Annotated in this window: 3 protein-coding genes; 2 read left to right on the top strand and 1 reads right to left on the bottom strand. The window is 73.4% G+C overall.

Features of this window, described 5'->3' with window-relative positions:
- Positions 1–1,350, top strand: a 1,350-nt coding sequence (locus tag PLP61_RS15770; protein WP_324503708.1) for a multicopper oxidase domain-containing protein, incomplete at its 5' end; no start/stop codon positions are given.
- Between the two features lie 52 nt (positions 1,351–1,402).
- Complete coding sequence (locus PLP61_RS15765; protein ID WP_324503707.1) at positions 1,403–2,110, top strand: HEAT repeat domain-containing protein; 708 nt, start codon at positions 1,403–1,405, stop codon at positions 2,108–2,110.
- Positions 2,111–2,191: 81 nt separating this feature from the next.
- Here the strand turns inward: PLP61_RS15765 and PLP61_RS15760 are convergent, their stop codons facing one another.
- On the bottom strand, positions 2,192–3,532 hold the full coding sequence (locus PLP61_RS15760; protein ID WP_324503706.1) for an anaerobic sulfatase maturase: 1,341 nt from the start codon (positions 3,530–3,532) through the stop codon (positions 2,192–2,194).
- Positions 3,533–3,694: the final 162 nt, after the last annotated feature.

Genomic DNA, 3,694 nt, shown 5'->3' with positions numbered 1-3,694 from the left:
GCGGCCGTGGCGCTGGCCGTCGCGGTCGGGGTGGCCGTCGACCCGGCCGCCCTGGCCGGAGCCGGTACGACGCGGTCCGCCGCGGCCGGCGTACACCCGACCGGGGAGACCACCACCGTCCGGGTGGAGACCAAGGACATGCGGTTCACCCCCTCCACGATCGAGGTGCCGGCCGGTGACCGGCTCGTCATCGACCTGGTCAACACCGACGGCGAGGACGTGCACGACCTCGTGCTGGACTCGGGCGCGGACAGCGGACGGCTGGCGCCCGGGGAGCAGACGCGGGTCGATGTCGGGGTGGTGGGCCGCGACCTCGACGGGTGGTGCTCGGTGCTCGGCCACCGGCAGATGGGCATGGTGCTGCGGGTCGAGGTGGCCGGCTCCCCGGCGGCTCCGGGGCAGGCCGGGCCGGGTGCGGCTCTGCACCACGAGATGTCCGACTCCATGACGGACTCGGGGCTGGACCTGATGGCCGACCCCGGCCCGGACTTCCGGGCCCGCGACGCCAGACTCCCGGCGCTGCTCCCGGGCCGAGTGCACCGGCGTACCTTCACGGTGCGGGAGGTCGACCGCGAGGTGGCTCCCGGCACGCGCGCGCACCTGTGGACCTACAACGGCCGTGCGCCCGGGCCGGTCCTGCACGGCCGGGTCGGTGACAGGTTCGTGATCCGGCTCGTCAACGACGGGACCATCGGCCACTCGGTCGACTTCCACGCGGGCGCGCTGGCGCCGGACCGGCCGATGCGCACCCTGGCGCCGGGGGAGTCGCTGGTCTACCGGTTCACCGCGACCCGGGCCGGGGTGTGGATGTACCACTGCGCGTCCATGCCGATGTCGGCCCACATCGCCAACGGGCTGTTCGGTGCAGTGGTGATCGAGCCCCCGGGGCTGCCGCCGGTGGACCGGACCTACCTGCTGGTCCAGTCCGAGCTCTACCTGGGTGGGGCGGGCGAGCCGGTCGACATGGACAAGGTGATGTCCGAGCGGCCGGATGCCGTCGTCTTCAACGGGTACGCGAACCAGTACGACCACCGGCCCTTGGCCGCGCGGGCGGGCGAGCGGGTCCGGATCTGGGTGCTCGACGCCGGGCCGAACCGGCCGTCGTCCTTCCACGTGGTGGGTGGGCAGTTCGACACCGTGTGGGCCGAGGGCGCCTACCTGCTGCATGGCGGTCGCGGCGGCTCCCAGGCACTCGCGCTGCAGCCCGCCCAGGGTGGGTTCGTCGAGCTGAGCTTCCCCGAGGCCGGCCACTACCCGTTCGTCTCGCACGTCATGGTCGACGCCGAGCGGGGAGCGCACGGCGTCGTCGAGGTGCGGCCGGCCGCGGGTCGCGGCGCCGCCGCCCGCTGACCGGCCTGCTACCGGCGACGGCGTGCCCGCTGACCGGGCCTAGCCTGGGTCCGTGGGCAAGGTCGACTCCCTGCGGGCGACGCTGCGCTCGCTGCCCCGCGACGGGTGGGCGGGCTACCTCACCGACCACTCGGACCTGCCCGGGCCTCGCGGCAACATCGAGCTGGGCCAGGCGTTCGCCGAGGAGGCCGACGAGGCGCAGGTCGACGAGGTGCTCGGCACCGGCGAGGAGTTCCTCACCTTCTGCGGGGTGATCGGGCTCGGTCGGCTGCTCTCCGAGGACGGTGCGCGTGAGGACCTGGTACGCCGCCTGCACCGGCACGCCGGCGACCAGCGGTGGCGGGTCCGAGAGGGCGTCGCGATGGCGCTGCAGCGGCTGGGTGACGCGGACCCGGCCCGGCTGCACGCGCTGGTGCTCCGCTGGGCGAACGACTCCGACCCGCTGGTCCAGCGGGCCGCTGCGGCCGGCATCTGCGAGCCTCGGCTGCTCGCCGACCCCGAGGCCGCCGCGGTCGCGGTGGAGGTCTGCCGGGCCGCAACCGAGTCGCTCGCCGGGCTGCCACGCGACGTACGACGGGAGCCGGGCGTGCGGGTGCTCCGTCAGGGGCTGGGCTACTGCTGGAGCGTCGCGGTGGCTGCCGACCCGGGGCCGGGGCTCGCGGCGTTCGAGGCGCTGGAGTCCCGGGCGGAGGCCGACCCGGACCTCGCGTGGATCGTGCGGGAGAACCGGAGGAAGAAGCGGCTGGCCCGGCTGCTCTGAGACGACCCGCCCGGTGGCTGGCGGTGCTCTCCCCGCCCGCCCGGGGAAACTGACAAGCCCCCAGCCTCACCCGGGACGCACTCACGCGCGCGGGGAGTCCCCGTGGCACGCCACGAACGCCCGGCCGCTGCCACAGCTGCACGGGGCGGCGGGGTCCCGGTGGGCGTCGGCGGCGGCGTACCACTCCCGCAGGCCGGTCGCGTCACGGCCGCGGCGCAGCAGCCCGGCCATCACCCGCATCGGCGCGTCGATGTGCCGGAAGAACAGCTGGTAGCCCTCGCACAGGTAGTGCAGCCCGGGCTCGCCGTCGGGGGTGAGCAGGAAGCGGTCCTTGGGGCAGCCGCCGTTGCAGGCGAACCGGACGTCGCAGTGCCGGCAGTACGCCGGCAGCGTGTCGAGCTTGGCGGCCCCGAAGGCGCGCTGCTGGGGGGAGTCGAGGAGCTCCAGCAGGGTCCGCCCGTCGGCGATGTTGCCGAGCAGGTAGTCCGGCTCGACGTAGTGGTCGCAGGAGTAGAGGTCGCCGTTGTGCTCCAGCGCCACCGCGTCGCCGCAGGTGCGTGCGTGCACGCACAGCCCCATCTGGTGCAGACCCATCCAGTGTGCCAGCGCGGTGTCGAACATCGAGACGAACACGTCGCCGACGTCGTGGCGGGCCCACTCCTCGAAGACGTCGACCAGGAAGCGGCCCCACTGGAGGGCGCCGACCGTGCGGTGGGTGGTCAGCTCACCCTCTTGGCGGTACAACGGACGGGCCCCCCGTCGGTGGCCCCAACCCCCCTCGGCCAGCGGCAGCAGCTCCGGGGTGACCCGCTCGACGACGGGGATCAGCTGGACGAAGCTCGCCCCCAGCTCGTCGCGCAGGAAGGTGTAGACCTCGCGGCCGTGGTCGCCGTTGGCGGCGTTGACGGTGGTCAGCGCGTTCCAGTCGACGTCGTGCCGGGCGAGGGTCCGGATGCCGCGCACCACCCGGTCGAAGGTGGGCTTCCCGCCCTTGTCCACGCGGTAGGTGTCGTGCAGCTCCCTCGGCCCGTCGATCGAGACGCCGACCAGGAAGTCGTGCTCGGCGAAGAACGAGGCCCACTCGTCGTCCAGGAGCGTCGCGTTGGTCTGCACGGTGTTGAGCACCCGCTGACCGGCCGGTGCGTGGGTCCGCTGCAGCTCCAGGGTGCGGCGGAAGAAGTCCAGCCCCATCAGCGTGGGCTCACCGCCCTGGAAGGCGAACACGATCTCGTCCAGCCCGGCCTGGGCCGCCAGCAGCTGGCTGACGTACGCCTCGTGCACCGCAGGCTCCATGCGGAACCCGCTGCCGGGGTAGAGCTCCTCCTTGGACAGGAAGAAGCAGTACTCGCAGTCGAGGTTGCAGATCGCCCCTGCGGGCTTGGACATCACGTGGAAGGCCCGCGGGGGGGCGCCGGTGGTCACTTGGTCAGTCTGCCGTCGTCAGTCCAGCAGGAACCAGCCACGGACCTCGGCCTCGTGGTCGACGTACCGCTCGCCGGAGACGTCGACGACGACCTTGTCGATGCTTCCGCCGGTGAACCGGTACGGCGCGGTGTAGGTGGGCGACACCGGGGAGGCGTCGTC

The organism is Nocardioides sp. (assembly GCF_035429765.1).
Classification (GTDB): domain Bacteria; phylum Actinomycetota; class Actinomycetes; order Propionibacteriales; family Nocardioidaceae; genus Nocardioides.
This window is presented reverse-complemented; position numbering and strand designations above follow the sequence as displayed.